This window comes from Streptomyces sp. NBC_00440 (assembly GCF_036014215.1).
Taxonomy (GTDB): domain Bacteria; phylum Actinomycetota; class Actinomycetes; order Streptomycetales; family Streptomycetaceae; genus Streptomyces.
Genome location: NZ_CP107921.1, coordinates 1,340,228 through 1,366,920, shown reverse-complemented (window position 1 = coordinate 1,366,920; position 26,693 = coordinate 1,340,228). Strand labels below are relative to the sequence as shown.

Annotated in this window: 26 protein-coding genes and 1 tRNA gene; 15 read left to right on the top strand and 12 right to left on the bottom strand. The window is 70.8% G+C overall.

The window, feature by feature from the left end:
• Nucleotides 1-24 precede the first annotated feature (24 nt).
• The 3 genes from OHB13_RS06145 (at nt 25) to OHB13_RS06135 (ending at nt 2,952) form a co-directional block, all read left to right on the top strand.
• Nucleotides 25-1,578: an APC family permease gene (locus OHB13_RS06145; RefSeq protein ID WP_328376128.1), complete on the top strand. Its 1,554-nt coding sequence runs from the start codon at nt 25-27 to the stop codon at nt 1,576-1,578.
• A gap of 122 nt (nt 1,579-1,700) precedes the next feature.
• Nucleotides 1,701-2,366: a molybdopterin-dependent oxidoreductase gene (locus tag OHB13_RS06140; RefSeq protein ID WP_266861207.1), complete on the top strand. Its 666-nt coding sequence runs from the start codon at nt 1,701-1,703 to the stop codon at nt 2,364-2,366.
• Complete coding sequence (locus OHB13_RS06135; protein WP_328376126.1) at nt 2,308-2,952, top strand: cytochrome b/b6 domain-containing protein; 645 nt, start codon at nt 2,308-2,310, stop codon at nt 2,950-2,952. Before OHB13_RS06140 ends, OHB13_RS06135 begins: the two co-directional genes overlap by 59 nt.
• A gap of 169 nt (nt 2,953-3,121) precedes the next feature.
• Here OHB13_RS06135 and OHB13_RS06130 read toward each other — a convergent pair whose 3' ends face one another.
• From OHB13_RS06130 to OHB13_RS06115, 4 genes are all read right to left on the bottom strand, one after another.
• Nucleotides 3,122-4,147 carry an L-idonate 5-dehydrogenase gene (locus tag OHB13_RS06130; RefSeq protein ID WP_328376124.1) on the bottom strand — a complete coding sequence of 342 codons (1,026 nt, stop codon included), beginning with the start codon at nt 4,145-4,147 and terminating at the stop codon, nt 3,122-3,124.
• The gene (locus tag OHB13_RS06125) at nt 4,147-4,914 is read right to left on the bottom strand and encodes an SDR family oxidoreductase (RefSeq protein WP_328376123.1); all 768 of its coding nucleotides are present in this window, start codon (nt 4,912-4,914) and stop codon (nt 4,147-4,149) included. Before OHB13_RS06125 ends, OHB13_RS06130 begins: the two co-directional genes overlap by 1 nt.
• 40 nt (nt 4,915-4,954) lie before the next feature.
• Nucleotides 4,955-6,349, bottom strand: coding sequence for a GntP family permease (locus tag OHB13_RS06120; RefSeq protein WP_266858592.1), 1,395 nt, complete (start codon nt 6,347-6,349; stop codon nt 4,955-4,957).
• Nucleotides 6,350-6,431: 82 nt separating this feature from the next.
• Nucleotides 6,432-6,941 carry a gluconokinase gene (locus OHB13_RS06115; RefSeq protein ID WP_328376121.1) on the bottom strand — a complete coding sequence of 170 codons (510 nt, stop codon included), beginning with the start codon at nt 6,939-6,941 and terminating at the stop codon, nt 6,432-6,434.
• Between the two features lie 154 nt (nt 6,942-7,095).
• Here OHB13_RS06115 and OHB13_RS06110 point away from each other — a divergent pair, with 154 nt between their 5' ends.
• From OHB13_RS06110 to OHB13_RS06095, 4 genes are all read left to right on the top strand, one after another.
• Entirely contained in the window at nt 7,096-7,797 is a 702-nt protein-coding gene (locus OHB13_RS06110; RefSeq protein WP_266858596.1) for a FadR/GntR family transcriptional regulator, read from the top strand.
• A 120-nt stretch (nt 7,798-7,917) separates the two neighbouring features.
• The gene (locus tag OHB13_RS06105; protein ID WP_266858598.1) at nt 7,918-9,345 is read left to right on the top strand and encodes an amino acid permease; all 1,428 of its coding nucleotides are present in this window, start codon (nt 7,918-7,920) and stop codon (nt 9,343-9,345) included.
• A gap of 216 nt (nt 9,346-9,561) precedes the next feature.
• Nucleotides 9,562-10,647, top strand: a complete 1,086-nt coding sequence (locus OHB13_RS06100) for an S-(hydroxymethyl)mycothiol dehydrogenase (protein ID WP_328376118.1) — start codon at nt 9,562-9,564, stop codon at nt 10,645-10,647.
• Nucleotides 10,647-11,276 (top strand): MBL fold metallo-hydrolase, encoded by a 630-nt coding sequence (locus tag OHB13_RS06095; RefSeq protein ID WP_328376117.1) that lies wholly within the window; start codon nt 10,647-10,649, stop codon nt 11,274-11,276. The genes OHB13_RS06100 and OHB13_RS06095 overlap by 1 nt, the downstream gene beginning before the upstream one ends.
• Nucleotides 11,277-11,338: 62 nt before the next feature.
• On the opposite strand, the gene OHB13_RS06090 is transcribed toward OHB13_RS06095, so the two are convergent.
• The 3 genes from OHB13_RS06090 to OHB13_RS06080 all read right to left on the bottom strand — a co-directional run bounded on the left by OHB13_RS06090 (nt 11,339) and on the right by OHB13_RS06080 (nt 13,334).
• Nucleotides 11,339-12,145: an SAM-dependent methyltransferase gene (locus OHB13_RS06090; RefSeq protein ID WP_266858601.1), complete on the bottom strand. Its 807-nt coding sequence runs from the start codon at nt 12,143-12,145 to the stop codon at nt 11,339-11,341.
• A 91-nt stretch (nt 12,146-12,236) separates the two neighbouring features.
• Nucleotides 12,237-12,473, bottom strand: coding sequence for a DUF397 domain-containing protein (locus OHB13_RS06085; protein ID WP_266858602.1), 237 nt, complete (start codon nt 12,471-12,473; stop codon nt 12,237-12,239).
• Complete coding sequence (locus tag OHB13_RS06080) at nt 12,474-13,334, bottom strand: helix-turn-helix domain-containing protein (protein ID WP_266858604.1); 861 nt, start codon at nt 13,332-13,334, stop codon at nt 12,474-12,476.
• A gap of 203 nt (nt 13,335-13,537) precedes the next feature.
• Between OHB13_RS06080 and OHB13_RS06075 the strand changes: the two genes are divergently transcribed.
• On the top strand, nt 13,538-13,996 hold the full coding sequence (locus tag OHB13_RS06075) for an ATP-binding protein (RefSeq protein WP_266858606.1): 459 nt from the start codon (nt 13,538-13,540) through the stop codon (nt 13,994-13,996).
• A complete protein-coding gene (locus OHB13_RS06070; RefSeq protein WP_401608240.1) occupies nt 13,957-14,328 on the top strand; it encodes a hypothetical protein in 372 nt (123 codons plus the stop codon). The genes OHB13_RS06075 and OHB13_RS06070 overlap by 40 nt, the downstream gene beginning before the upstream one ends.
• 74 nt (nt 14,329-14,402) lie before the next feature.
• Here OHB13_RS06070 and OHB13_RS06065 read toward each other — a convergent pair whose 3' ends face one another.
• Together OHB13_RS06065 and OHB13_RS06060 are read right to left on the bottom strand one after the other, a co-directional pair.
• Complete coding sequence (locus tag OHB13_RS06065; protein WP_328376114.1) at nt 14,403-16,808, bottom strand: glycosyl hydrolase family 95 catalytic domain-containing protein; 2,406 nt, start codon at nt 16,806-16,808, stop codon at nt 14,403-14,405.
• A gap of 249 nt (nt 16,809-17,057) precedes the next feature.
• Nucleotides 17,058-17,145, bottom strand: a tRNA-Leu gene (locus tag OHB13_RS06060).
• Nucleotides 17,146-17,333: 188 nt separating this feature from the next.
• Between OHB13_RS06060 and OHB13_RS06055 the strand changes: the two genes are divergently transcribed.
• The 3 genes from OHB13_RS06055 (at nt 17,334) to OHB13_RS06045 (ending at nt 19,987) form a co-directional block, all read left to right on the top strand.
• On the top strand, nt 17,334-18,668 hold the full coding sequence (locus OHB13_RS06055) for a M20/M25/M40 family metallo-hydrolase (protein WP_328376112.1): 1,335 nt from the start codon (nt 17,334-17,336) through the stop codon (nt 18,666-18,668).
• 145 nt (nt 18,669-18,813) lie between these two features.
• Complete coding sequence (gene chpH / locus OHB13_RS06050; RefSeq protein ID WP_266858612.1) at nt 18,814-19,047, top strand: chaplin ChpH; 234 nt, start codon at nt 18,814-18,816, stop codon at nt 19,045-19,047.
• A 142-nt stretch (nt 19,048-19,189) separates the two neighbouring features.
• Nucleotides 19,190-19,987: a chaplin gene (locus tag OHB13_RS06045; protein WP_328376109.1), complete on the top strand. Its 798-nt coding sequence runs from the start codon at nt 19,190-19,192 to the stop codon at nt 19,985-19,987.
• Between the two features lie 69 nt (nt 19,988-20,056).
• On the opposite strand, the gene OHB13_RS06040 is transcribed toward OHB13_RS06045, so the two are convergent.
• Entirely contained in the window at nt 20,057-20,245 is a 189-nt protein-coding gene (locus OHB13_RS06040) for a DUF5703 family protein (protein ID WP_030907692.1), read from the bottom strand.
• A gap of 47 nt (nt 20,246-20,292) precedes the next feature.
• Between OHB13_RS06040 and OHB13_RS06035 the strand changes: the two genes are divergently transcribed.
• On the top strand, nt 20,293-21,012 hold the full coding sequence (locus tag OHB13_RS06035) for a hypothetical protein (RefSeq protein ID WP_328376107.1): 720 nt from the start codon (nt 20,293-20,295) through the stop codon (nt 21,010-21,012).
• Nucleotides 21,013-21,086: 74 nt separating this feature from the next.
• On the opposite strand, the gene OHB13_RS06030 is transcribed toward OHB13_RS06035, so the two are convergent.
• Both OHB13_RS06030 and OHB13_RS06025 read right to left on the bottom strand, forming a co-directional pair.
• On the bottom strand, nt 21,087-23,468 hold the full coding sequence (locus OHB13_RS06030; protein WP_443062927.1) for a helix-hairpin-helix domain-containing protein: 2,382 nt from the start codon (nt 23,466-23,468) through the stop codon (nt 21,087-21,089).
• The gene (locus OHB13_RS06025; protein WP_266858620.1) at nt 23,465-24,448 is read right to left on the bottom strand and encodes an aldo/keto reductase; all 984 of its coding nucleotides are present in this window, start codon (nt 24,446-24,448) and stop codon (nt 23,465-23,467) included. Before OHB13_RS06025 ends, OHB13_RS06030 begins: the two co-directional genes overlap by 4 nt.
• Nucleotides 24,449-24,588: 140 nt before the next feature.
• Here OHB13_RS06025 and OHB13_RS06020 point away from each other — a divergent pair, with 140 nt between their 5' ends.
• Both OHB13_RS06020 and OHB13_RS06015 read left to right on the top strand, forming a co-directional pair.
• Nucleotides 24,589-25,638, top strand: coding sequence for an LLM class F420-dependent oxidoreductase (locus tag OHB13_RS06020; RefSeq protein WP_266858622.1), 1,050 nt, complete (start codon nt 24,589-24,591; stop codon nt 25,636-25,638).
• Between the two features lie 235 nt (nt 25,639-25,873).
• Entirely contained in the window at nt 25,874-26,665 is a 792-nt protein-coding gene (locus OHB13_RS06015; RefSeq protein WP_328380222.1) for a ferritin-like domain-containing protein, read from the top strand.
• Nucleotides 26,666-26,693: the final 28 nt, after the last annotated feature.

The following is a 26,693-nucleotide window of genomic DNA, read 5'->3' as shown; positions in this document are numbered from 1 at the left end:
CCTCACCGAAGGGACCGACCCGCCATGCCGCCGGGCAGTTCGAGCACGAGCGAGATCAACGAGATCAGCACGTTCAAGGGCCAGGACCAGGCGCTGCGCGCCGGCCGTCTGGGGACGGCGGGGCTGCTGCTCTCCGTGCTCGCGGCCAGCGCTCCTCTGATGGTCGTCGCGGGAGTCATGCCCACGATCTTCGGCCTGATGGGAATCGTGGGACAGCCGATCCTCTACGTCATCCTGGCGGTCGTCCTGGCGCTGTTCAGCGTCGGTTATGCGGAGATGAGCCGGCATGTCCACAACGCCGGGGCCTTCTACGCGTACATCGCCCGCGGCCTCGGCTCCACCGCCGGAGCCGGCGCCTCCTTCGTCGCCCTGGTCGCCTACAGCGCCATGCAGGTCGGCATCTACGGCATCTTCGGCTTCGAGGTCTCCGGCCTCTTCGACACCTATCTGAGCACCGAACTGGCCTGGTGGATCCCGGCGTTGGTGGCCGTCGCGGTCGTCGGGGTGCTGTCCTGGCTGAAGATCGACCTCAACGCGAAGGTCCTCGGTGTGCTGCTGCTCATCGAGTGCGCCCTCGTGGTGATCTTCGACATCGCCTCGGTCGCGAGCCCCGCCAAGGAAGGGCTCTCGCTGCACGCATTCAACCCCGGCACCCTCACCGGTGCGGGCTTCGGCACCGCGCTCTGCTTCTGCATCGCCGCCTTCGTCGGCTTCGAACAGGCCCCCGTGTACGCCGAGGAGACCAGCAGGCCGCAGGTGGTGGTCCGCCGGGTGATGTTCCTCGCCGTCGGCTTCGTCGCGTTGTTCTTCGCCGTCAGCTCCTGGGCGCTGACCGTGGCCGCCGGGCCTTCGGCGATCAGCGCCCAGGCCACCAAACTCGGCCCCGGACTGCTCTTCGGGCTCAGCGAGGGCGTACTCGGCAAGTCCTTCACCGATGTGCTCCACGTCCTCTTCGTCACCGGAATGTTCGCCGCGATGCTCAGCTTCCACAACGTGGTCGCCCGCTACGCCTTCGCGATGGGCCGCGAGGGACTGCTGCCCGCCGCCTTCGGCCGTACCAACAGGTCCAGCGGCGCACCCGGCACCGGCTCGCTGCTCCAGACCGTCATCTCCCTCGTCGTCGTCATCGCCTTCGCGGTGACCGACAGCAAGCCGCACGGTGACCCGACGGCGCCCGTCCTGCACCTCTTCACCTGGATGGGGAACATCGGCGCCCTCGGCATCATCCTGCTGATGGCCGCCGCATCGGTCGCGGTGATCGCCTTCTTCGTACAGCGCGGGGCGGCCCGTGCGCAGATCTGGCGGCTGACCGCGTCGGGCCTCGCCTGCCTCGCCCTGCTCACCATCGCCTTCATGACGGTCAAGGACTTCGACGTGCTGGTCGGAGCGGGCCCCGGGTCCGTCCTGAGCTGGCTGCTGCCCGGGATCATCGGCCTCGCCCTGCTCGGCGGTCTGGTCTACGGACTGGTGCTGCGCTCGGGCAGGCCCGAGGTGCACGCCCGGATCGGGCTCGGCAACGAGGCGTTCCAGCTCGACAAGGCCGCCGAGGCGCGGGCCGGAGCCGCCGCGGACATATGACGGAATCCTGACGTCACCCGCGGTCGCTGGCTTCTGGCGCCCGCGGGTGTTCGAATCGTTGGGTGAAACCAGAACCATCGGACCAGGGCGGCGCGCCGGTCGGCCGCCGCCTCGTCCTCGGGATGCTCGGCCTGGGCGCGGCGGGTCTTGTCACCGCGCCCTACGTCCAGCGCGGGGTCGACTCCGCGCTGGGGGCGGTCTCGGGCAAGGACCCCACCGGCCTGACCGGTCTGCTGCCCAACGGCGGCGGATTCCGCTACTACTCGGTCACCTCATCGGTGCCCCACAAGGACGCCGGGAACTACCGGCTCACCGTGGACGGCATGGTCGAGCGGCCCACCTCGTACACCCTCGGCTCGCTGCGCCGGCTGCCGCAGACCAGGCTGGTGCGCGATGTGCAGTGCGTCACCGGCTGGCGGGTGCCCGGCACCCCCTTCGAAGGCGTCCGGCTCTCCCGGCTGCTCGACGCGGCGGGGGTGCGGCCCGGGGCCGGCGCGGTCCGCTTCACCTGCTTCGACGGCGCGTACAGCGAGAGCCTCACCCTGGACCAGGCGCGCCGTGCGGACGTCCTGGTGGCGCTGCGGATGCAGGACGAGCCGGTGAGCCACAACCACGGCGGACCCGTCCGCCTCTATGTCGCGCCCATGTACTTCTACAAGTCGGCGAAATGGCTGTCCGGGATCACCGTCACCAGTGACGTGCGACAGGGTTACTGGGAGGAGCGCGGCTATGACATCGACGCCTGGGTCGGCAAGTCCAACGGACGCGACGACCACCCCACGGTCTGAGCTGCGCCGCTTCACCCGCCCCGTGCGGTGGGTGCACCGCACGACGTCGGCCCTGATGCTGGTGTGCATCGCGTCGGCGGGCTGCCTGTACATCCCGCAGCTCGCGGAGCTGGTCGGGCAGCGCTATCTGGTCGTGACCGTCCACGAATGGTCCGGGCTGCTGCTGCCAGTGCCGGTCCTGCTCGGCCTCGTCTCGCGTGCGCTGCGGGCGGACCTGGGCCGCCTCAACCGCTTCGCGCCGTACGACCGCGCCTGGCTCCGGTCGGCGCTGCGCAGGGACGGATCACCGCGCACGGCCGGCAAGTTCAACGGCGGCCAGAAGGTCTACGCGGGGTGGATCGCCGGCGCCGCGCTGGTGATGCTCGGCACCGGGCTGCTGATGTGGTTCACGCATCTGACACCGCTGGTCTGGCGGACGAGCGCCACCTTCATCCACGACTGGCTGGCGCTGGCCGTCGGCATCGTGGTCGCCGGGCACATCGGGATGGCGCTCGGCGACCCGGAGGCCCGGCGGGGGATGCGGACCGGCCGGGTCGGGCGCGGATGGGCGCGGCGGGAGCACCCGCTGTGGCTGGACGAGGAGTGAGGAGCCGGGCCGGGATCCGCGAGGTCGCGGCCCGGCTCCGGCATCCCGGTGCGCGGAGGCGGCCCCGCGGATCCGGCTCCCGGCTGGCTCCGGGCGGCGTTGCGGACCGGGCCCGGGACCGTTGGATCCGGGCGGGCCCTGCCGGCCCGGCCCGGGACCGTGCGGGCCCTCAGCCGCCGAAGTCCAGCAGCACCTTGCAGGACTGCGACCGGTCCGCCGCGAGAGCGAAGGCCTCAGCGGCCCGCTCCACCGGCACCACCGCACTGACCAGCGCGTCGAAGGAGTCGTCCCCGGCCAGCAGCTCGATCGCCGCGTCGAACTCCACGTCGAAGCGGAGCGCCCCGCGCAGCTCGATCTCCCGGCTCACCACCAGATTCCCGGCGAACGGGCTCATCCCCGGTGGCAGCATCCCCAGCTGTACGACGGCCCCGCCCCGCCGCACCGACCGCAGACATGTGTCCAGACCGGCTGCCGACCCGGACGCCTCGATCGCGGTGTCGACCTCGTCCGGCAGTCCGGGACCGGCCGGGTCGCCCACCGGTACGAGCGTCGTCGCGCCCGCGGCGGCCGCGAACTCCAGCGCCTTCGGCAGCAGATCGGTGACCGTGACGGCCGCGGCGCCCGCGGCCCGCAGCGCCGCCACCACCAGGGAGCCGATCGGCCCCGCACCCGTGACCAGGACGTGCTTGCCGTCGACGGGACCGGCCCTGCGCACCGCGTGCAGTGCGACCGACAGCGGTTCGGCCAGTGCGGCCCTGCGCAGCCCGAGGCCCGCCGGAAGCGCCCTCAGCTGGCCGGCCGGCACCGCGATCCGGGCCGCGAACCCGCCCTGCACATGCGGGGTACGGGCCGCGCTGCCCAGATAGCGGGTGTCCCGGCAGACGTTGGCCCGCCCGTCCAGGCACTCCCGGCAGGCGCCGCACGGCGTCGCCGGGTGCACGGCGACCGGGGTGCCGGGCGCGGGGCCGTCCGCCCCTTCGCCGTACGCGGCCACGGTGCCGACGACCTCATGGCCCAGCACCATCGGCTCGCGCAGCAGGAAGTCACCGACCCCGCCGTGCCGCCAGTAGTGCAGATCCGAGCCGCACACTCCGCCGTACCGCACCGCGACGACGGCCTGGCCGGGTCCGGCCACCGGCTCGGGCAGCTCATCGACCCGCAGGTCGTCCACTCCGTGGATCACACATCCGCGCATCACAGCACACTCGTCATTCCGCCGTCGACGTACAGGATCTGGCCGCTCACGAAGTCCGCGGCCGGTGAGGCGAGGTAGAGCACGCCGCCCACCAGGTCGTCGGTGCGCCCCCAGCGCCCGGCCGGGGTACGGCGGCGCACCCAGGAGCTGAACTCCTCGTCGGCCACCAGCGGCCGGGTCAGCTCGGTCTCGATGTAGCCGGGGCCCAGGCCGTTGACCTGGATGCCGTACTGCCCCCAGTCGGCGCACATGCCCTTGGTGAGCATCTTCAGGGCGCCCTTGGTGGCCGCGTACGGAGCGATACCGGGGCGCACCACCTCGCTCTGCAGCGAACAGATGTTGATGATCTTCCCGTGGCCGCGGGGGACCATCCGCCGGGCGGCCTCGCGGCCCACCAGAAAGGCGCTGGTGAGGTTGGTGTCGACGATCCGGTGCCAGTCGTCGTCGGCGAAGTCGAGCAGCGGGGCGCGCAACTGCATCCCGGCGTTGTTGACCAGGATGTCCAGCGGGCCCGCCTGCTCCTCGGCCGCGGCGATCCCGGCGGCGACCGAGGGCCCGTCGGTGACGTCGAAGGCGGCGGTGAGCACCGTGCCCCCGGCATCGGCGAGTCCGGCGGCGGCCGCCTTCAGCCGGCCCTCGTCCCGCCCGTTGATGACGACGGTGCAGCCCGCCTCCAGCAGACCGCGGGCGAGCGCGTGCCCGATGCCGCGGCTGGCTCCGGTGACCAGCGCCGTACGGCCGCCGATCTCGAACAGTGGATGTGCCATGAGATGTGTCCTCGATCCGGCCTGATCCGAACGAACGGCCCTAGACAACCAGCGAGAGCAGCAGGATGAAGATCAGTGAGACCACCGAGATGATGGTCTCCATCACCGACCACGTCTTGATCGTCTGGCCGACGTCCATCCCGAAGTACTCCTTCACCAGCCAGAACCCCGCATCGTTCACATGGCTGAAGAAGAGCGAGCCCGCGCCGATGGCGAGCACCAGCAGTGCCACGTGCGCCGTCGACATGTCCGCGGCGAGCGGCGCGACCAGACCGGCGGCGGAGACCGTCGCCACCGTGGCGGAGCCGGTCGCCAGGCGCATCACCACGGCGATCAGCCAGGCCAGCAGCAGCGCCGGGATCGACCAGTCCTTGGAGATGTCCAGCACCATCTGACCCACACCGGAGTCGATCAGGGTCTGCTTGAAGCCGCCGCCCGCGCCGACGATGAGCAGCACACTCGCGATCGGGGCGAGCGACTTCTCGACGGTCGCCGACATCCGTCCCTTGCTGAATCCGGCGGCCCGGCCCAGCGTGAACATGGCGACGAGCACCGCGGCCAGCAGGGCGATCAGGGGCGAGCCGATGACGTCGAACGCACGCTGGACCGTGTCCGCGGGGTCGTCGATCACGATGTCGACGAGCGCCTTGGCCAGCATCAGCACGACAGGCAGCAGCACGGTCGCCACGGTGGCACCGAAACCGGGCCGCTTCTCCAGGTCCTCCGACGGGCGCTGCGGCACCATCCGGTCGGGTGCCTGGATGTCCACCCAGCGGGCCGCGTACCGGGAGAAGACCGGACCGGCGATGATCACGGTCGGGATGGCCACCAGGACACCCAGTGCGAGCGTCACACCGAGGTTGGCGTGCACGGCGGCGATGGCCACCAGCGGACCGGGGTGCGGCGGAATCAGACCGTGCATCACGGACAGGCCGGCCAGCGCCGGGATACCGATCCGCATCAGCGAGAAGTTGCCGCGCTTGGCGACCAGCAGGACCACCGGGATCAGCAGCACGATGCCGATCTCGAAGAAGAGCGGCAGTCCCACGATCGCCGCGATCAGCACCATCGCCCATGGCATCCCGCGCCGGCTCGCCTTCGCGAGGATGGTGTCGACGATCTGGTCGGCGCCGCCGGAGTCCGCGAGGAGCTTGCCGAGGATGGCACCGAGCGCGATCAGGACACCCACGCTCGCGGTGGTGGAACCGAGGCCCGTGGTGAAGCTGGTGATGACCTTGTCGAGCGGAGCACCCGCGACCGCTCCCAGGACGAGCGATCCGATGGTCAGGGACAGGAACGCGTGGAGCTTGGTCTTCGTGATGAGCAGGACGATGACGGCGATGCCCGCGAGGACGGCTATCCCCAGTTGGGCGTGGCCGGCCGACGATATCGGCGCTGCGTCCGCTGCCAGCATCTCGACACTGAGACTGGACACGGTGGATTCCTTCGGTTCGTGAGGAAGTGGTGCGTCAGGCGGTAAAGCGGTGAGAGGTGAGAGGCCGGGCGTGACGGTGTTGCTACTGACCGATGCCGCGCAGTGCGGCCACGGCCCGCCCGGTGATGTCCTCGGGGGTTCCGGAGATGTCGACGGCCGCACCCGCCTCGTCCGGGCCCAGCGGCTGGAGCGCGGCGAACTGCGAATCGAGGAGCGCGGTGGGCATGAAGTGCCCCTTGCGCTCCGCCATCCGCTTCTCGATCAGCTCCCGGTCGCCCGTCAGATGCACGAAGACGACGCCGGGCGCCTCGGCCCGCAGCCGGTCGCGGTAGGAGCGCTTGAGCGCGGAGCAGCTGACCACCCCGCCCCGGTCGGCGCGCTCGTGCGCCCACCGGCCGATCGCGTCCAGCCAGGGCCACCGGTCGGCGTCCTCAAGAGGCGTCCCGGCCGACATCTTGGCGATGTTCGCGGCGGGATGGAAGTCGTCCCCCTCGGCGTACGGGACGCCCAGTGCGGCGGAGAGCAGCGGACCGATCGTGGTCTTGCTGGTCCCTGCCACGCCCATCAGGACTACGACTCGGGGGGTGCTCATCGGTGGTGCCTCGCTGTCTTCTTCGACATGACTTCGACGGGGGCCGACATGGATCCGTCGCGCTACTGAAACCCATTAGGTACGACTTATTCAAGAGGCTGTGACCTAAAAGTCATACGTAATAGGTCGGGCAGATGCCCCGTAGGGTGAAGCCATGACCACTCAGGGCCCGGGGCTCCACGCCCACGTGCTGGAAAACCTCGGTCCCTCGATCACCTCGGGGGAGTACCCGCCGGGCAGTGTGCTGCGCACCGACGAACTCGCCCAGCGCTTCGACGTCTCGCGCACCGTGATCCGCGAGGCCGTCCGCGTCCTGGAGTCGATGCACCTGGTGGAGTCGCGGCGCCGGGTCGGCGTGACCGTCCGCCCCACCGAGGAGTGGAACGTCTACGACCCGCAGGTCATCCGGTGGCGACTGGCCGGCGCCGACCGGTCCCGTCAGCTCCGCTCACTGACCGTCCTGCGGTACTCCGTGGAGCCGGTGGCCGCCGGGCTCGCGGCCCGGCACGCCACCGCCGAGCAGTGCGCCGCCCTCACCGAGCAGGCGCTCGGCATGGTCGCCACGTCCCGCGGCCACCAGCTCCCCGCGTACCTGGTGCACGACATCGCCTTCCACCGCCTCGTCCTGCGCGGCTCGGGGAACGAGATGTTCGCCCGGCTCGGCGACGTGGTCGCCGAGGTGCTCGCCGGACGTACGGAGCACCAGGTGATGTTCGACGACCCCGACCCGGCCGCCGTGACCTTGCATGTCCAGGTGGCGGAGGCCGTACGGGAAGGCGATGCGGACCGGGCGGAGGAACTCACCAGAGAGATCGCGGTCGGCGCCCTGAAGGAGCTCGATGTCCTGGCGCCCTGACCGGTGCCGTTCCAAACGTTTTTGTGACATAGATTTCATTCCGTTCTCGTGCCCGACGTGTCCCCTTTACGCTGACGCCTTGATCGGCCGCCACCTCCCCCACGTAAGGCGACGCACTCCATGAGCAACCGCACCCTCACTGCGGCAGAACCGACACCGCACGTCGATGCTGGTGACGAGGGCTACAGCAAAGACCTGAAGTCCCGCCACATCAACATGATCGCCATCGGCGGGGCCATCGGTACCGGCCTCTTCCTCGGCGCCGGCGGCCGGATGGCAGGTGCGGGCCCCTCACTCGCCATCGCCTACGCCGTCTGCGGAGCCTTCGCCTTCTTCGTCGTACGGGCCCTGGGCGAACTCGTCCTCTACCGCCCCTCGTCCGGCGCCTTCGTCAGCTACGCCCGTGAGTTCATGGGCGAGAAGGGCGCCTACACGGCGGGCTGGCTGTACTTCCTCAACTGGTCGACCACGGCCGTCGCCGACATCACGGCCGCCGCCACCTACGCCCACTTCTGGTCGATGTTCAGCTCGGTCCCGCAGTGGGTCTGCGCGCTCGTCGCCCTGGCCGTCGTCCTGGCCGCCAACCTGATCTCGGTGAAGTACTTCGGCGAGACCGAGTTCTGGTTCTCGATCATCAAGGTCACCGCACTGGTGGCCTTCATGTGCATCGGCATCTATCTGGTGGTCACCCAGCACTCGGTCGCCGGGCACACCCCCGGGATCAGCACCATCAGCGCCAACGGGGGCTTCTTCCCCAAGGGCGTGATGCCCATGCTGCTGGTCATCCAGGGCGTCGTCTTCGCGTACGCCTCCGTCGAGCTGTGCGGTGTCGCGGCCGGCGAGACCAAGAACCCCGGGAAGATCATCCCCAAGGCGATCAACTCGATCATGTGGCGGGTCGGCATCTTCTACGTCGGCTCCGTGGTGCTGCTCGCGCTGCTCCTCCCGTACACCGCGTACTCCGACGGCGAGAGCCCCTTCGTCACGGTGCTCTCGAAGATCGGTGTCCCGGGCGCCGCCGGCGTGATGAACCTGGTCGTCCTGACCGCCGCGCTCTCCAGCCTCAACTCCGGCCTGTACTCCACCGGCCGCATCCTGCGCTCGATGGCGCTCGCCGGGTCCGCCCCGCGCTTCACCGGCCGGATGAACAAGGGCCAGGTGCCCTACGGCGGCATCCTGCTCACCGCGGCCTTCGGGGTGCTGGGCGTCGTGCTCAACTACCTGGTCCCGGGCAAGGCCTTCGAGATCGTCCTCAACTTCGCCTCCATCGGCATCCTCGGCACCTGGGGCATGGTCATGCTCTGCTCGCTGCTCTTCTGGCGGCGGTCGACGGAGGGCCGGGTCACCCGCCCCTCCTACCGGCTGCCGTGGGCGCCGTACACCCAGATCGTCACCCTCTGCTTCCTGGTCTCCGTCGCGTTCCTGATGTGGTGGGGCGGGGGAGTGGGCCGTACCACCGTGGAGTGCCTGCCGCTGATCGCCGCCGCACTCGTCGGCGGCTGGTTCGTGGTGCGCGGCCGCGTCGCGTCCATCGCCGCCGAGCGCTAGGACCTTTCGGTCGGGACGGGCCGGGCTCGCGGGGTCTGGCACGCACATCTGCGGCGTTGTCGTCAATCACCATGGCTCCGCCATGATTCAATCCTCCGCCTTGCAGATGCACGCACCAGACCCCGCTCCCTGGTCCGGCCTGTCCCGACCGAAAGGTCCTGGGGCCTGGAAGACTGAGCCCACGTACCGCTCGGTTACAGGAAGGCTGTTGACGGCATGACGCAGCAGGTCCAAGGGGTCGTGGCCCCCGGCAAGAACCAACCCCTACGCGTGGAGACGATCCTGGTCCCGGACCCGGGGCCGGGCGAGGCTGTGGTGAAGATCCAGGCCTGCGGGGTCTGCCACACGGACCTCCACTACAAGCAGGGCGGGATCAACGACGACTTCCCGTTCCTGCTCGGCCATGAGGCCGCGGGCATCGTGGAGTCGGTCGGCGACGGCGTCACCGACGTCGCCCCCGGCGACTTCGTGATCCTCAACTGGCGTGCCGTGTGCGGGCAGTGCCGGGCCTGTCTGCGTGGCAGGCCGCAGTACTGCTTCGACACGCACAACGCGAAGCAGAAGATGACATTGAGCGACGGTACGGGGCTCTCCCCGGCGCTCGGCATCGGCGCCTTCGCCGAGAAGACCCTGGTCGCCTCCGGCCAGTGCACCAAGGTCGACCCGGCCGTCTCCCCGGCCGTCGCCGGTCTGCTCGGCTGCGGAGTGATGGCGGGGATCGGCGCGGCCATCAACACCGGACAGGTCGGCCGCGGCGACTCGGTCGCGGTCATCGGCTGCGGCGGTGTCGGTGACGCCGCGGTCGTCGGGGCCCGGCTCGCCGGGGCCGCGAAGATCATCGCCGTCGACATCGACGACAAGAAGCTCGCCACCGCACAGCGGATGGGCGCCACCCACACCGTCAACTCGCGTACATCGGACCCGGTAGAGGCGATTCGGGAGCTCACCGGCGGCTTCGGCGCCGATGTGGTGATCGAGGCGGTCGGCCGCCCCGAGACGTACAAACAGGCCTTCTACGCCCGCGACCTGGCGGGCACGGTCGTCCTGGTGGGCGTCCCCACGCCGGAGATGCAGCTGGAACTCCCGCTCCTGGACGTCTTCGGCCGCGGCGGGGCGCTCAAGTCCTCCTGGTACGGGGACTGTCTGCCCTCCCGCGACTTCCCGATGCTCGTCGATCTGCACCAGCAGGGCCGGATCGACCTCGGCGCGTTCGTCACCGAGACGATCAGGGTCGACGAGGTCGAGAAGGCCTTCGAGCGGATGGCCGACGGCGATGTGCTGCGCTCGGTGGTGGAGTTCTGATGGCGGCCCGTATCGACCATCTCGTCACCTCCGGCACGTTCTCGCTCGACGGCGGCAGCTGGGACGTCGACAACAACGTCTGGATCGTCGGCGACGACAGTGAGGCGATCGTCATCGACGCCGCCCATGACGCCACCGCGATCGAGGCCGCCCTCGGTGGCCGTACGCTGCGCGCCATCGTCTGCACGCACGCGCACAACGACCACATCGGCGCGGCGCCCGCACTGGCCGCGGCGACCGGGGCGCCCATCCTGCTGCACCCGGACGATCTGCCGCTCTGGCGGATGACCCACCCCGGCCGCCTCCCGGACGGCGAACTCAAGGACGGGCAGACCCTGACGGTGGCGGGGACCGCGCTGACGGTGCTGCACACACCGGGCCATGCGCCGGGTGCGGTCTGCCTGTACGCGCCGGACCTGGCCACGGTGTTCACCGGCGACACGCTGTTCCAGGGCGGCCCCGGTGCGACCGGCCGGTCCTTCTCGGACCACCCGACGATCGTCGCGTCCATCCGGGACCGGCTGCTGACACTGGCCCCGGAGACCCTGGTCCGAACCGGCCACGGCGACTCCACCACGATCGGCGCCGAGGCCCCCGGCCTGCCGGAGTGGCTGGCACAGGACGGCTGAACCGCCGCGGGGCCGCTCCGGAGGGGAAGCCGGACAGGCGTCCCTCCGGAGCACTCCCGGGCTCACTGCTTGCGGGCGACGCCCACCCAGCCGGGGATCGGATCGTCACCGGGGACCGGCACCCGCTCACCGAGCTCGGGCCGCCACTCGGCGGCCAGCGAGACCTCGGGGTCGAGGAGTTCGAAGCCGTCGAAGAACCGGGCGGTCTCCGCGCGTGAACGGGGCCGCAGGGTCAGACCCCGGGCCCGGTACATCTCGACGGCCCTCGCCGACCCCTCCGGGTCGAAATCCCCGGTGACATGCGAGAGGACGAGGCAGCTTCCCGGCGCCAGTGGCTCCATCAGCCGGTTCACCAGCTCGTACGCGTCCTCGTCGGCGACGAAGTGCAGCAGGGCCACCAGCGAGAGCGCGACCGGCCGGCCGAAGTCCAGGAGCTTCCCGGCCGCCTCCAGAATGGTGGAGGGCTCCCGCGCGTCCGCCTGGATGTAGTCGGTCGCGCCCTCGGGCGTCGACCGCAGCAGCGCCGCGGCGTGCGCCAGCACGATCGGGTCGTTGTCGCAGTAGACGACACGGGAGTCCGGCGCCGACCGCTGGGCGATCTGGTGCAGATTGGGTTCGGTCGGTATGCCCGTGCCGACGTCCAGGAACTGGCGGATGCCGCTCTCCGCCAGACAGCGGGTCGCGCGGTGCATGAACGCCCGGTTGACCCGGGCCATCTCCCGGCCCCGCGAATCGAGGGCGAGCAGCTGCTCGGCCATCTCCTGGTCGACCGGATAGTTGTCCTTGCCGCCCAGGAACCAGTCGTACATCCGGGCGGGATGCGGCTTACTGGTGTCGATCTGGATGTGCGCGGGGTCTACTCCGGTCATGGGACGCTCCAGTTGGTAGGTCGACAACGACGGCAATGACAACGACGCGATGACAACGGGCAACGGCAATGACTGACGGCAACAGTGCTGTTCAGGTGAGGAGGAAGTCCGCCTGGCCGGACTTCGCCCCCTGGATGAAAGCGGCGATCTCGCCGGTGGAGTAAATGAGTGCGGGGCCGTCAGGGTCTGCGGACTGGCGTACGGCGACCCTGCCGTCGGCCAGCTTCATGGCCTCGATGCAGTTGCCGCCGTTGCCGCCGCTCCACGGCTTGTGCCAGCCCTCGGCGCCGAGGTCCGCGGCAGGCATGCCGTTGTATATGCGATCCATTTACAGCTCCTTGCGGAAATCCTTGAGGATCTCCTTCGTGCGTTGTGCAGTTGCGGCCTGAGCCGCCATGCGGTCCATGACTTCGAGGTGCGCGGCCACCTCGGGGCGCGCGTCAAGATAGACCGCGCCGGTCAGGTACTCGCTGTAGACCATGTCGGGCAGTTCGGGCATCGCAAAACGGAAGAGGACGAAGGGACCGTAGGTCCCCGGGTGGTGACCGCTGGAGAACTCCGCGATCTGTAGCGTGACATGCGGCAGATCGGCGGCCCGCAGCAGCCGGTCGATCTGGCCCCGCATGACGTCGCGGCCGCCCGCGTGCCGCCGCAGCACCGTCTCGTCCATCACGACCCAGAGCGTCGGGGCGTCGGGCCGGGTCAGCAGGGACTGCCGCTCCATCCGCAGCGCGACGTGCCGCTCGATGTCCTCGGGGCTGGTCTCGCCGACGGCGCCGCTCATCATGATCGCGCGCGCGTACTCCTCGGTCTGGAGCACGCCGGGCACGAAGTGCGGCTCGTACTGCCTGATGAGCGAGGCGGCGCCCTCCAGGCTGACGTACATGCTGAACCAGTCGGGCAGGATCCCGTGGAACCGCTGCCACCAGCCCGGCTGGTTGGCCTCCTCGGTGAGTTCGACGAAGGCGTCGTTCTCGGCCTCGGTGATTCCGTACGCCTTCAGCAGCAGCTGCACATAGGGGATCTTCAGCGCCACCTCGGCGGTCTCCATCCGGCGGATGGTGGCCTGGGCGACCCTGAGTACCTTGGCAGCCTGTTCGCGACTCAGGCCGGCTCGCTCGCGCAGTTCCTGCAAGCGCTTACCGAGTACGACCTGGCCAACGGTCGGGGCGGACCGCGGCTCACTCAACTGAGACCTCCACTTGGGCAGTTGTCCAGCAGTGTGCCATGCCCGCCCCATCGGTGAAACGCCACTCTGAACTTTACAAAGTGCCTCTTGCCAAGGTGTCCGTTACGGAGGACAGTAGACACGTGAACCAGTTCACGCGACTGGCGCATACCCGTGGGGGATGGTGCGGCAGTCGCGGTACCCCCACCGTGAGGATTTCGGCTGTGGCTCCAGGCACCGCGCTCATCCCCCAGCTCATCGATCAGTGTCCCGGCAGCAATGTCCGGCGGTACGCATTCGAATTACCGGCACGCACCGATTCCGTGGCCCGCGCCCGCCGCCTGACCCGGAACCGGCTCGCCTGCTGGGACTTCTCGGAGGACATCTGCGACACCGCCCTCCTGATCGTCTCGGAACTCTTCACCAACGCGGTCGTCCATACGGCAGGCGACCACATCGCCTGCGAACTGCGGGACGACCGGGGTCAGTTGCGCATAGCGATACAGGACCAGGGGCACGCGGCCGCGGGCCCGCAGCTCTGCCGTTCCCCGCAGGGGGAGCACGGCCGCGGACTGCTGCTCGTCGACGCCGTCAGCAGTGCCTGGGGCGTCCGCGAAGCGACGCACGGGCCAGGGCGGCTGGTCTGGGCGGAGCTGGAGCGCGACGCGGGGCGGCCGTGCTGAGGAACGCGCTCGCGCGCGTCCCCGCTCTCTCGACACCGCTCGGCTGCGACGCGGTGGGTGTGCCCGAACACCACGGCTTCCGGCTGCTGGCCAGACTGCCCAAGCCCGGCTGCGTCTTCGTGGACGACGACTGGTGGTGGTGGATCGTCCCCGCCGGATCGGACCACGAACTCGCCTGGCCGGACCGGGTGCGCTACGCCCCCGGCGCGTATGTGCCGACGGCCCGCCCCCGGCTGCTCCACTGGCCGCAGGACTCCCTGCCCTACACCCCGCCGATCCCGCTCTACCTCATGGTGTGCCAGCTCATGGGCGAAGTGCCGGAGTGGGCGTAGCGCCTTCCGTTCGGATCGGTCAGGGAGGGCGCCGCGGACACCCGCACCGCCCTCCCCGACCCGCACGAAAGACCCTACGGCCGGAGCGTGACCGCCCGGCCCGGCCTCAGCCGTACCGTCCGGTGCCAGTCCCCGGCCCGTACCTCGGTCGTCGTACTCACCGTGGAGCGCAGCACCGCACCGGTGACCTTCCCGGCGCGCCACTCCAGATCGACGGTGATACCGCCGCGCGCGCCGACACCCGTGATCCGGCCCGCGGCCGCCCAGGCGCCGGGCAGCGCCGGAAGCAGCTCGATCACGCCCGGTCTTGAGTAGACCAGCATCTCGATCATCGCGGTCGGGGCACCGAAGTTGGCGTCGATCTGCAGGGTGGCCCGTGACCCCAGGTCGTACATGTCGAAGAGGTTCTGCGAGGTGCCGTTACTGGTGCCGGTGGACGGAGCCATGACCGTACGGACCAACTGGTAGGCCTTCTCGGCGTCCTTGAGCCGTGCCCAGCTCGCCGCGCGCCAGGCGCAGCCCCAGCCGAAGCTCGACATACCGCGCGCCGTGAGCAGATTGCGCGCCCCGGTGACCAGCGCCGCCGGGCTGTCCTCGGGGGTGATCCGGTCGCCGGGGAAGAGGCCGATCAGCGGTGACAGGTGCCGGTGGGTGGTCTCGCCCAGGTTCTCCGGGGTCATCCACTCCTCCAGCCAGCCGGTCTCCGGGCTGACCTGAGGGAGGTAGAGGCGGGCCTGGAGCCCGGCGACAGTCTTGGCGTATCCGGCGTCCCTGGCGAGCAGGGCGGCCGCCGTGCGGTACGAGGCGAAGAGGTCCCGTACGAGTTCCTGCGCGTAGGTGATGCCCTTGGCGTCGGTCGGCCCCTGCTCGGGCGACCAGTCGCTGTCGTCGATCAGGACCTGCCGGGACGCGCCGGTGGCCGGGTCGGTGACGGTCGTGGTGATCAGCCGCGCCTCCCAGAACTCGCAGGCACCCTTGAGCAGCGGGTAGATCTTCTTCAGCTCGGTGCGGTCCTGGGTGTACTCGTAGTGCTGCCAGAGCGAGTTGCAGAGCCAGGCGTTCCCGGCCGGGTGCCACCACCAGCCCATCCCGCCATGGACGTTGGTGGAGATGGCGGTCGTCCAGCCGGCGACCTTCCCGCTGGAGTTGCGGAATCCGTTGCGCGGGTCGTTGAAGCGCTTGGCGGTGGTACGGGTCCAGGACGGCACCTGGGCGAGGCAGTAGTCCAGGAAGGCGCCGAAACAGTCGGAGAGTCCGGCCCGGTCGGCCAGCCAGTAGTTCATCTGGACGTTGATGTCCGTGTGGTAGTCGCCCATCCAGTCCGGGTCCGTACGGTCGATCCACAGGCCCTGGAGGTTGAGCGGCACACTGTCGCGCGAACCGCTGATCATCAGGTAGCGGCCGAACTGGAGGTAGGCGGCCTCCAGTTCGGGGTCCGGCGGCGCGCCGGCCGCGCCCAGCGCGGTGAGCCGGGACCAGGTGTCCATGGACCGCTGCGCGTCGGTCGACGTCCCGAGCTCGACCGTCATCCGCTCGTACAGCGGCCGGTAGTCGGCGAGATGGGTGCTGAGCAGCGCGGGGCCGCCCGCTTCCGCCGCGGCGCGCAGCCGGCCGGCCGCGATGGCGTGCGGGTCCGCGCCGGGGTTCCGGTAGCCGGTCGAGGGGTCCGGCGCGTAGTTCGTACCGCCGGCTATGACCACCAGGACTTCGGAGCACCCGGCGAAGGTGACGTCGGCGCCCTTGACGGCCACGGTGCCGGTGCGGCCGGTGACACCGGCCGCCGCCGCGTACGTCAGTCCGTTGGGGAACGCGCCCGTGAACGAGGCGGTACGGGTGGCGCCGTCCGCCGCGGCCGTCTCACCGTGCCATCCGGCGAGGGAGAGCGAGCCGGTGTAGGTGCCGCCGCCGCTCTGGGTGAGGCGGACGACGACGACCTCGTCGGGGTGGCTGGCGTACACCTCACGGCGGTAGGTCACCTGGCCCAGCCGGTAGGTGACCGTGCTGAGCCCGTTGCTGAGGTCGAGGGTCCGGCGGTAGCCGGTCACGGCGGACAGTTCATGGCCCGGGAGGTCGACCGAGGCCTTCGCGAGCAGCGTGAAGCTGCCGAAGTCGTCGGCTCCGTAAGGGAACTGACCGTCGCTCTGGAGGGTGTCGTTGAGGCCGCCGGTCCACAGGGTGGCATCGGTGAGATAGAGCACGTCGTGCGCGGGGTCGCCGGTCAGCAGGGCTCCCATGCGGCCGTTCCCGACCGGCAGCCCCTGCTGGATGATCAGGCTCTCGCTCGCGGGCGCCGGGTAACACAGCTCGGTGGCGGCCGATTCGGGTACGCGGCGGGCTCCCTGGCCTCCCCGGCGCGGCACGTCGGCGGCAGCGGTGAAGGGCCGGAGCCCACCGAGCGCGAGGCTCGCGGCGAGGGTCCCGCCGGCTGCCCCCAGAACGCTTCGACGCGACGGTGCGGGTTGTTCCGGGGCTTGGGGCATCTACCGGTCCCTTCGACGTGGTGTGCCATGACGGCACCTCAGGAAGCGACGGAAACGTACGATGTCTACGGGGGTGTGTCAATGTTCTGGGCGGTTTTCGCGCTCGGGGGAGGTTCGGCGGTGCTGTGACATCCGATGTATTGCCTGCGAGGCGTGGCGGCCCGCAGGTATGGCCCGCACGCACGGCCGGCGGCGGTCCCGTAAACGCAGAAGAACCCCAGCAGCAGCTGGGGTTCTTCTGATCCGATCTGGTGTCCGAGGGGGGACTTGAACCCCCACGCCCGATAAAGGGCACTAGCACCTCAAGCTAGCGCGTCTGCCATTCCGCCACCCGGACAAGGTGTCTGTCTCGCGGCCCCGGGCCGTTCCGACGTGGAAAACCATAGCAAACATTGGGAGGTGCTCGATCACGAGCCGGAGTCTGTGAACCGTGTATGACGACCGGTCCCGGCGCTTGGGTCCGGGGGGTGGCGCGGGCGAGGATGGGGCAGGGGACCACCAGCAGCGACAGCGGGAGGAAACAGCGTGAGCGAGCCCAGCAGGACAGACGCCGGACGGGTCGTCTCCGGTGAGGACGAGGTCGTGGACCTCTGTCGTGACCTGATCCGGATCGACACCAGCAACTACGGCGACCACTCGGGGCCGGGTGAGCGGGCCGCCGCCGAGTACGTGGCGGAGAAGCTCGCCGAGGTCGGTCTCGAACCGCAGATCTTCGAGTCCCACCCGGGGCGCGCGTCCACGGTGGCCCGGATCGAGGGCGAGGACCGGTCCAGGCCCGCGCTCCTCATCCACGGCCACACCGACGTCGTCCCGGCCAACGCCGACGACTGGACGCACCACCCCTTCGCCGGGGAGGTCGTGGACGACTGTGTCTGGGGCCGCGGCGCGGTCGACATGAAGGACATGGACGCGATGACCCTCGCGGTCGTACGGGACAGGCTGCGCAGCGGCCGCAAGCCCCCGCGCGACATCGTCCTGGCCTTCCTCGCCGACGAGGAGGCGGGCGGCACCTACGGCGCGCGCCACCTCGTCGACAACCACCCGGATCTCTTCGAGGGCGTCACGGAGGCGATCGGTGAGGTCGGCGGCTTCTCGTTCACCGTCAACGAGAATCTGCGGCTGTATCTCGTGGAGACGGCGCAGAAGGGCATGCACTGGATGCGCCTCACCGTGGACGGCACCGCCGGCCACGGCTCCATGACCAACACCGACAACGCCATCACCGAGCTCTGCGAGGCGGTGGGACGCCTCGGGCGCCACCAGTGGCCGGTGCGGGTCACCAAGACCGTGCGGTCCTTCCTCGACGAGCTGTCCGACGCGCTCGGCACCCCGCTGGACCCCGAGGACATGGAGGCGACCCTCGCCAAGCTGGGCGGCATCGCGAAGATGGTCGGCGCGACCCTGCGCAACTCGGCCGCGCCCACCATGCTCGGCGCCGGCTACAAGGTGAACGTCATCCCCGGACAGGCGACGGCCCATGTCGACGGCCGCTTCCTGCCCGGCTACGAGGAGGAGTTCCTGACCGACCTCGACAAGCTCCTCGGCCCCCGGGTCAGGCGCGAGGACGTGCACGGCGACAAGGCGCTGGAGACGGGCTTCGACGGGGACCTGGTCGACGCCATGCAGGTGGCGCTGAAGGCCGAGGACCCGATTGCGCGGGCGGTGCCGTACATGCTGTCGGGCGGTACGGACGCCAAGTCCTTCGACGACCTGGGCATCCGCTGCTTCGGCTTCGCGCCGCTGAAGCTGCCGCCCGAGCTGGACTTCGCCGGAATGTTCCACGGGGTCGACGAGCGGGTGCCGGTCGACGGTCTGAAGTTCGGTGTACGGGTACTCGACCGCTTCCTGGACAAGTGCTGAACCGACTTTCCAACTAATCGGCTGTACGTGCGTATGCGACCGGAAAGAGTGAATGGGGCGATTGGTTCGTAGCCCCGCAGGGTTCTCCTCGTTACAGGTGGTGCGGTCCGCAGTCTGGACCGTATTTGCCGACTAGGAGGAACTAATGATCAAGAAGGTCGTCGCCGCTGCGGCAGTCACCGGTGGTCTCGTGCTCGCGGGTGCGGGCATGGCCGTCGCCGACTCGGGCGCTCAGGGTGCCGCTGTGCACTCTCCCGGCGTGATCTCGGGCAACGTTGTTCAGGTGCCCGTTCACATCCCGGTGAACGTGTGCGGCAACACGGTCTCTGTGATCGGGCTGCTCAACCCCGCCTTCGGCAACACCTGCGCCAACGTCTGACGTTGTGCCCCCGACCCGCGAGGGTCGGAGCCCCGCCGGCCCCGGAGCGCGCGCCATGCGCTCCGGGGCCGGAGGGGCATTCGGCCCAAGGGCGACGATGTCCGCGGGCATTTCCGGAAGGTAGAAGGCAGGAAACGAACCTATGCGCCAGGTCACGAAGAAAGGCCTGATCACCGTTGCGGCCGCGGGTGGAGTGCTCGCCCTGAGCGGTGGCTACGCGTACGCGGACTCGTCGGCTGACGGAACCGCAGCGAATTCGCCCGGAGTGCTCTCCGGCAATTCGATCCAGGCGCCGGTGCACGTGCCGGTGAACGTCTGCGGCAACACCGTCGACGTGGTCGGACTGCTCAACCCCGCATTCGGCAACAGGTGCAGCAACGGGCCGTCCGGCTCCGGAACGTCCCACACCGGGGGCGGGCACCAGGGGCAGGGCAGCGGCCACCACCGCGCCCCCGGCAACAACGGCGGCAGCCACAACAGCGGCACCGGCAGCCACAGCGGTGGCGGAGCGACGGCACAGGGCGACACGAGTGGTTCGCCCGGCGTTCTCTCCGGCAACAACGTCAAGCTTCCGCTCGACGTGCCCGTGAACGCCTGCGGCAACAGCGTCGATGTCGTCGGCCTGCTCAACCCGGTCTTCGGCAACAACTGCGCCAACGACGAGAGCGTCCCGCCGCCGGTCCACGTCCCGCACCACCCGGTCCACCCCGGTCAGCCGGGTCATCCGGAGCACCCGGGAACGCCGCGCGGTCACACGCCGAGCACCCCGCCGAAGCCCGCGGCGCCGCACGCCCCGGTCGCGCAGACCGTTTCGGTGCCCTCGGGCACCGAGCAGCTCGCGCACACCGGTACTGCCCCGCTCGGGCTGATCATTCCGGCGAGTGCCGGGATGGTGCTCGGGGGGATCATCCTGTACAGGCGGTCCCGGGCAGCCGCGTGACGGGCTGCTGAGCCCCACGCGTACGCATGGAAGGGAGCGGGTTCCGCAGTCGCGGGACCCGCTCCCTCTTCACCATGTGGCGCGCACTTGGCGAATGATGCGCCGGCGCAGCCGCACCCTGCGGCTGCCGTCCCGGTGCAGACTCAGTCGGTCCAACTCCCAGTGTCCGTACTCGGCATGGTCGGTGAGCAGGCGTGTCGCATCCTTGCGGGAGACCCCGCGCGGTACGTACACGTCGACAAATTCGTATTCCGGCATCGCATCTATTGTGCGGGCAGAGGCCCGGTACGGATAGCGTCTGCCCTATGTCTGATGCTGCGCAGCCCACGGCTGCCGAGGTACGCGCCGCCGCCGAGGCGGTCAAAGCCGCGCTGGACCGTCACCTCGACGCGGTCGAAGCCCGTACGGGAGAGGACGACCCGGCCGTTTACGACGCGTTCAACGCGCTCGCCGCGGCCGCCGAGGCGTACGACGAGAGGCTCTACGACCGGTACGACGAGGTCACTCCCTTCGAGATTCCCGCTGCGGACGACGCACTGCCGCCGTATGCGGGCCCCGACGATCCGCACGCGCTCACGGTGCTGATCCGCCGCGACTACGCGGTGGCCCAGCCGCAGCGGCTGCTCGGGCAGGCGCAGCGCATCGTGGACCTCGACCCGGAGGCGGACGGCGGACCGGGCGCGGGGGCTGTCGTCGGCAACAGCGTGCACGCCGCTCTGGGGGTGCTGTTCGGTGAGTACGAACCGGACGAGATCGCCTCGCGGCACAAGGAGTTCGGCCTTGAGGAGGGCGACTCCACGCTCTGGGTCTCGGCGGCGGACGACCTGCCCGAGCCGGGGGAGTGGCTGAGCACTCCGTTCGACCAGGCGGACCCGCAGCAGATCGTGTGCCGGTTCGACGTCAGTTCCGTCTTCGACGACGAGGAACTGCTCGATGGCGATGACGACGACGATGAGGATGACGGCGCCGACGACGACGCCGATGCGTCCTCCGCGCAAGGGGACCCGGAGGGCGAGAGGGTCTGATCCGGGCGTAGGACGTCCGGTATCCGGTACGGCGGCGGCCGGGGCAACTGCCCCGGCCGCCGCCCGTACAGGACCTAGACCGCGGCCGGCCGCAGCAGGGTGCGCAGCCGGGTGGTGCGGGGCCGGGCGGGGACTTCGGCCACCGCGTGCGGCAGTGCCTGGTCGACTCCGTGCACCACCGAGAGATGCCGTTCGCCGCGGCCGAACGCGGTGTAGACCCACGGCCGGCTCAGCCCGCTCGCCGCGTCGCCGGGCAGCACCACGACCACCGCGGGCCACCGCAGCCCGGCTGCCTGGTGCGCGGTGAGTGCCCAGCCGTGCCGTACCGATGCCTCCACCCGGTCCTTCGGTACGACGACGGGCGTGCCGGCGCAGTCCAGGTGCAGGCCGTCGCCGTCGGCCGAGACCACCGTGCCGGGCAGGGTCCTGCCGGGCGCCGGGGTGTAGGCGGCCCGGTCACCGGGATCGAAACCGCCGAAGCGGCCGGGGCCGGGGTTGAGACGTTCCTTCAGGGCCGCGTTGAGCGCGCGGGTACCGGCGGGGCCGCCGTGGCCCGGGGTGATGACCTGGGTGTCGGACACCGGCACGCCGATGGCCCGGGGTACGGAGTCGGCGACGAGCTGCACGGTGCGGTGCACCGCCTCACCGGCGTTTTGGACGGGGACGATCACGACTTCCTTGCCGGGCGCCGCCACCTGGTTCAGCTCGCCGATCCCGATTCCCGAGACCAGCTCGCCGATGGGGCCCGGATCGGGGGTGCGGGAGGCCAGCTGCGGGCAGGCGCGCGCCGCGAGGACATCGGTGAACACCTGCCCGGCACCGGCGGAACCGAGCACCCCGGGATCCCCGCTGAGGACCAGGCGGCTGCCGTCGGCCAGCGACTCGACCAGTACGGCCGCGCTCTCGACATCCAGCTGGGGGGCGTCCACGACGGCCAGCAGATCGAGCGCCAGAGCGCCCTCGCCGTCCCGTCCCGGCCCCTCCGAACCGGTCAGCAGCCCGGAGACGGTGACGGCCGCCGCCGGATCGTCCAGTGCGGCGGCCAGCCGCCGCCTACCGTCGGGGGTGTGCGCGGCCGCGTACGCCTGCAGGCCCAGCGCGCGCGCCGCCGTGACCACTGCGGCCGGTTCGCTGCGGGCGGCCTCGCCGCCGGTGTGGGCGACCAGGCCGTTCCGTGCGACCGTCCGGATCAGTTCGGCGGCCGACGGGGACGGGGCGTCCGCTGCGGCCTGTTCCCAGTCGGCCTGTTCGCCGCCGGGGGCGAGGGCGGACGCGTTCACCAGCCGGGCGAGGCCGTCCGCCAGGCTCTCCTCCGCGAGTGCGTACCGGTCGAGACCCAGCAGGACCCGCACGGGCTGCGGCGCCGCTTCGTCCTCGCTCCCTGAGCCGACGTCGTCGTGCCCGTCGTGCCCGGCCTCCTGCGCGGCGGGTGCCCCTGGGGCGGTGTCCAGCGCGTCCTGGAAGACCAGCACCGCGCCGTCCGCGACAGCGCTCTGCAGCGCCTCGTCGGGGTCCGGCACGGACCGCTCGGCGAGCGCCGCGCGGACCGCGTCCGACTCCAGCGCGGTGTGCCCCTGGAGCGCGGCCCGCTCAAGGAGCCAGCCCACCAGAGCGGCGGCCCGCCGCTCGTCGCCGGGTCCGGCCTCCGGGCCGAGCAGCGCACGGGCGAAGCCGTCCGCCTGTTCCGGCCGTACCCCGGGAACCGACAGCAACTGCCAGGGGTCCTCGCGCAGGGCGTCGGCAGCCTGGTCGCCGAGCGTCTCGGCGGCCCGTACGGCCAGGGACTCGGGGGCGCCGCCGGCGGCCAGGACGGCCCGCACGGACGACACGCTCTCGGGCGCCGCACCGGTGGGCGCGGCGGCCGGACGCACCGCGGGGCGTGGCTCGGCCTGCGGGGCAGGCGCGGGGCGGCGCGGCTCGGGTGCCGGGGGAGGGAAGTGCGCGGAGGGCTTCTCGCCGCCCTCCACCGCCCGGACCGCGGCCAGCAGGTCGGCGGCCCGGCCGCTCAGCTTCATGCCGGCCTCGATGGGCCCGTCCTTCGCGGCTTTGCGCTGCTCGATTCTGGCCCGCAGCTCGCGCTGGGCCGCCAGTTCGGCTTCGGCCTCCGACAGGGCGGGTGCCTCGGCCGTCCCGGCGCCCTCCGCCGTTTCCGCCTCGGACGTCTCCTCGGCCGTCCCCGCGCCGTCCGTGGCTCCGGTTTCCGAGGCCCCGGCCGCCGTGGCCCCGCCGTCCCCGCCGTCCCCGTCGGCACTCCCGCCGTCGCTCCCGTCGCTCCCGCCGGGGGGCCTGGACACGCTCCCCGGAGCTGCTTCCGGCCCGGTACCCGTACCGGTCTCAGCAGCACTCCCGGTGTCGGGCGCCGTTTCCGATTCCGGTTCCGTCTCCGGTGCGGCTTCGGCGCCGGGAGCGGCCTCGGCCTCGGTGCTGGCCTCGGTGTCGAGGCGATCCGTACTCACAGCTCGGTCCAGTCCTGGTCGGGATAACGGTGAACGGGCTCCGACACATCGTCGAGCGCCCGGCAGATCTCGTCAGGAAGACTAAGCGTCTCCACTGACAATGCCGCCGCGAGCTGCTGCGCGTTGCGCGCGCCGATGATCGGGGCGACCACCCCGGGCCGGTCGCGGACCCAGGCCAGCGCGACCTCCAGCGGCGTGGTCGCGAGCCCGTCGGCCGCCGTGGCGACCGCGTCGACGATCCTGCTCGCGGCGTCGTCCAGATAGGGCGCGACGAAGGGCGCCAGCTGCTCCGACGCCCCGCGCGAGTCCACCGGAGTCCCATGGCGGTACTTGCCGGTGAGCACCCCGCGACCCAGCGGCGACGACGGCAGCAGCCCCACCCCCAGGTCCACCGCGGCCGGCAGCACCTCCCGCTCCACCCCGCGCTGGAGCAGCGAGTACTCCATCTGCGTACTGGCGATGCGGGTCCTGACGCCCGGCGCCGCCAGCTGCCAGGTGGCGGCCTTGGCCAACTGCCAGCCGGAGAAGTTGGACAGCCCCGCGTACCGCGCCCGACCGCTGGAGACCGCGATGTCCAGTGCCTGGAGCGTCTCGTCCAGCGGGGTCTCCGGGTCGAAGGCGTGCACCTGCCACAGATCCACGTAGTCGGTCCCCAGCCGCTCCAGTGAGGCGTCGAGCGCCGCCAGCAGATGCCCGCGCGAGCCGTCGAACCGGCGGTAGGGGTCGGGCACGCTGCCCGCTTTGGTGGCGATGACGAGATCGCGGCGGGGTATCAGCCGTTCGCAGAGCTGCCCGAGCAGATACTCGGCTTCTCCGTCGCCGTACACATCGGCCGTGTCGACGAGTGTGCCGCCGGCCTCCCAGAACGCCTTCAACAGGTCGGCGGCGTCGTGCTCGTCGGTGCTCCGCCCCCAGGTGAGGGTGCCGAGCCCGATCCGGGATACGCGCAGGCCCGTGCGGCCGAGATGCCTCTGCTCCATGGGCGCTGAGAGTACTGGCCACAGGGCCGCCCGGTGCAGGCCTGTGGACAACCACCCCCTGGACCACCCCCTGACGGATCTTGCCCCCGCGCGCTAGAGTCCCCGGAACAGGGACGTTACTCAGCAGTAAGGGAGCGGTCATGCGGCTCGGAATCAACCTCGGCTACTGGGGTGCCGGGATGGACGGCGACAACCTCGCCGTGGCTCAGGAGGCCGACCGGCTCGGCTACGACGTCTGCTGGGCGGCCGAGGCGTACGGCTCGGACGGGCCGACCGTGCTCTCCTGGGTCGCCGCCAGGACCGAGCGGATCGACGTGGGCTCCGCGATCTTCCAGATCCCCGCCAGGGCGCCCGCGATGACCGCGATGACCGCGGCCACCCTCGACTCGCTCTCCGGCGGCCGTTTCCGGCTCGGCCTCGGCGTCTCGGGGCCGCAGGTCTCCGAGGGCTGGTACGGCGTCAAGTTCGACAAACCGCTCTCGCGCACCCGTGAGTACGTGGAGATCGTCCGCAAGGCGATGTCGCGCGAGCGCCTGTCGTACGAGGGCGAGCACTGGACGCTGCCGCTGCCCGGCGGCCCCGGAAAGCCCATCAAGCTCACCGTCCACCCGCAGCGCGAGCACATCCCGCTCTACATCGCGGCGATCGGCCCCAAGAACCTGGAGCAGACCGGTGAGATCGCCGACGGCGCCCTGCTGATCTTCCCCTCGGCCGAGCACCTGGAGTCCACCGCGATCAGCCCGTTGCGCGCGGGCCGGGAGAAGGCCGGGCTCACGATGGAGGGCTTCGACGTCTGCCCGACCCTGCCGCTCGCGGTGGGCGACGACGTGCCCGCGCTGGCCGACACGTTCCGCCCGTACACCGCCCTGTACGTGGGCGGTATGGGCAGCCGCAAGCAGAACTTCTACAACAGGCTCGCGCAGCGCATGGGTTACGAGAAGGAGGCCGCCGAGATCCAGGAGAAGTACCTGGGCGGCGACCGGGACGGCGCGGCCGCCGCCGTACCGCACGAGCTGATCGACCGGACGACGCTGCTCGGGTCCGTGGAGCGGATCGCCGACCGGATGCAGGCCTACGCCGCGGCCGGGGTCACCACGCTGACGCTGGCCCCCGCCGGGTTCACGCTCGACGAGCGGGTGGCCGGGCTGCGGGCCGGTACGGAGGCGCTGGAGCGGGCCGGGCTCGCGTAGCCGGGCCACACAGCTCCCGGGAAGCCGGGAGAGGTCTGCGGCCGTGGTGGGGGCTCGGGGGTCTTCCCCGCCACGGCCGTCGTGCTGAACAACGCCTCAGGGGCCCCTCGGTTACGCCCCTGGGCCGCGGGTGGGCGTACCGCCTTTCGGCCCAACCGGTCAGGGGCACACATTGCCGGTCAACCGATATCGCATTTGACTCATACCGTCAGATATCGGCATGGAGGTGGCAGTGATGCTTTCGGCGCGGAGCATTTTCCAGGAGATCGTCGACAGCGACGACGCCTTCCGGCTGTTCTGCTCCATCGCGGCCGGCGGGGAGTCCCAGGGCGGCTGGGAGAACGGCCGGATCTCCGCGCTCGCCCCCGAGAGCATGAGCGCCCTCGCCCCGAAGATCGCCCGGCACGGTGCCGACGAGGACAAGCACGGCCGGATCTTCCGCGCCCTGCTCAAGAAGCGCGGGCTCGACCCCGTGGAGATCCCCGCGGAGACCGACTACACGATGCTGCTCGAACGCCGGGGCATCGGCCTGAGCCACCGCAGGCTGCGCGGCACCGAGCGGCTGACCGAACGGGAGATCGTCGTCTACCTCGCGCACAGCAGGGTCACCGAACAGCGCGCTTCCGAGCAGATGAACACCCTGGTGCGGTACCTCGGCGACCAGCCCGACATCGGCCGGGCCGTGCGCATGATCTGCCGGGACGAGGACAACCACCTCGCCTACTGCCACGAGGAACTGCTGCGCCTGGCCGCGCAGGGCCACGCCCGCACCATCCACTCCGTCCTGCGGGAGAGCGCGCTGGAGGAGATCCGCGTCTACCGGGAGGTGGGTCTCGCGGTGATGGAGCGGATGGGCGCCATCCTCGGCTGGCCGAGGGCCAAGTCGGCGGTGCTGGCCGCGGGCGTTAAGGGGCTGTACGGGTACGAGCGGGCGGGCGGCTGGCGCCGGTCGGTGAGCCTGGCCATGCCCGAGCGGCGCGACGCGCTCGGCGGGCCGGCCGCACCCCACACGGCGGAGTTCGCCTGAACCCGTACCCGCCCCCGTGCGGCGGCCG